The organism is Streptococcus mitis, assembly GCF_009496205.1.
Classification (GTDB): domain Bacteria; phylum Bacillota; class Bacilli; order Lactobacillales; family Streptococcaceae; genus Streptococcus; species Streptococcus mitis_BN.
In genome coordinates, this window is the sequence record NZ_WIJO01000100.1 from 1 (window position 1) to 1969 (window position 1969).

Annotated in this window: 2 protein-coding genes and 2 pseudogenes; all 4 read left to right on the top strand. The window is 41.3% G+C overall.

What is annotated here, in order from left to right; translation table 11 throughout:
* On the top strand, positions 1-92 hold a 92-nt coding region (locus tag GEZ85_RS10045; RefSeq protein WP_138008867.1), incomplete at its 5' end, for an IS3 family transposase.
* 195 nt (positions 93-287) lie between these two features.
* Positions 288-1145, top strand: coding sequence for a VOC family protein (locus tag GEZ85_RS10050; protein WP_153210207.1), 858 nt, complete (start codon positions 288-290; stop codon positions 1143-1145).
* Between the two features lie 95 nt (positions 1146-1240).
* Positions 1241-1798, top strand: a pseudogene (locus GEZ85_RS10055) (sugar O-acetyltransferase).
* Between the two features lie 101 nt (positions 1799-1899).
* Positions 1900-1969: pseudogene (locus tag GEZ85_RS10060) on the top strand (transposase); the annotation flags it as partial.

Below are 1969 nucleotides of genomic sequence, written 5' to 3' on the forward strand. Positions count from 1 at the left end.
TAGACTATATTGATTACTACAACAATAAACGAATTAAGGTAAAACTAAAAGGACTTAGCCCTGTACAATACAGAACTAAATCCTTCGGATAAATTAATTGTCTAACTTTTTGGGGTCAGTACAGAAAACTTTGATAATATGCGTTTTATTATGGAAAAATTTACTTTATCTTATCCTGAACTGGCGTTATTGCTCCGCATCTCTTAAGTTGTCTGACTTGACTTTCTTGATGGAAATTATATAATAGTTGTCACGATAATAATTACATCTGGGAAAGAGGGCCATTTATGACCTATGAATACAAGAGCCACATTTATTTGGCAGAGGCAGTTTTAAATGTAAAGGATTTGGCAAGTCAAACAGCCTTTTATCAGCAAATTATTGGTTTAGAAATCTTATCTCAAACGGAGACAGAGTCCATTCTAGGCCTTGGTGGAACAGCCTTGGTACAGCTGATTCAAACACAAGAGAGCGGTGAAGTAAGGGAACATTATGGTCTTTACCATCTGGCTATTCTCTTGCCGACACGAAAGGATTTGGCTGATGTCTTGAAACACCTGACAGATTTACAGATTCCTCTTATCGGCGGTGCAGACCATGGTTACAGTGAAGCTATTTACTTGGAAGATTTGGAGGGAAATGGCATTGAACTCTATCGAGATAAGCCGGTTTCCACATGGGATATTCGAGAAGATGGACGCATTATCGGAGTGACGGAGGCTCTTGCGGCGCAGGACATTTATGAGTTGGGGGAAAGAGTAGAGCCCTTTATCCTGGCAGAAGGTACGAGAATGGGGCATATTCATCTTTCCGTCAAGGATAGTCGAAAGTCCAGCCAGTTTTATCAAAAGGTGTTAGGGTTAGAGGATAAATTCAGTGTACCTAGCGCTAGTTGGATTGCGGCTGGAGATTACCATCATCATTTGGCAGTCAACGAATGGGGAGGAAAAGATTTGGCTCCGCGTAAGCAAGACTTGTCAGGTTTAGCCTATTATGTTATTGAAGTCGAACATAAAGAAGAACTGTTAACGATTGCCCAGAGAGCACAAGAAGTTGATGCACCAATCAAGCGGCTGACATCTAGCCAGTTGGAAATCACAGACCCAGATGGAATCGTGACTCGTATTCGCTTAGACAGGATATGATGAAGAGTAGGGTATCAATTGTAGAAATTGCTCCTTATCCTAGTCAGACACGTAGAAAATTTGATATGATAGTAGGGAACAAGGAGAAGAAAACAATGACCAGTGAATACCAGAAAATGATAGTGGGAGAGGTCTACCGTCCATCGGACCCAGAATTGCGGGCCTTGGCTCAGGCTTCTCGCTAAAAACAGGCTGCTTTTAACGAGGAAGAAGATCCCTTGAAGGGGGCGGAGATTATCAAGGATTGGTTTGGTTCAACTGGGCAAAATCTTTATATCAATCCACGCCTGGTGGTCGACTATGGAGTCAACATCCATCTAGGGGAAAATTTTTATTCTAATTGGAACTTGACCATGCTGGATGTTTGTCCAATTCGCATCGGGGACAATGCTATGATTGGTCCCAACTGTCAGTTCTTGACTCCCCTCCATCCATTGGACCCGAAGGAACGCAATTCAGGTGTGGAATACGGCAAACCTATTACTATCGGAGACAATTTCTGGGCTGGAGGTGGTGTTATTATCCTTCCTGGAGTGACATTGGGTAATAATGTTGTTGCTGGAGCAGGGGCTGTAATTACTAAGTCCTTTGGTGACAACGTTGTCCTAGCTGGTAATCCTGCACGTGTGATGAAGGAGATACCTGTGAAATAAAGAGATTGGTAAAAAAGTTTTTAAGATAAGAAAAGCGCATCATATTGAACTGCACCCCAAAAGTTAGACAGAAAAAATCTAACTTTTGGGGTGTTTTTATTATGAAATTAACTTATGATGATAAAGTTCAGATCTATGAACTTAGAAAACAAGGATATAGCTTAGAGAAGC

Excerpts from the sequence above, each read along its gene's own strand:
- GEZ85_RS10050 (WP_153210207.1), top strand. The coding sequence starts at position 288 with ATGACCTATGAATACAAGAGCCACATTTATTTGGCAGAGGCAGTTTTA.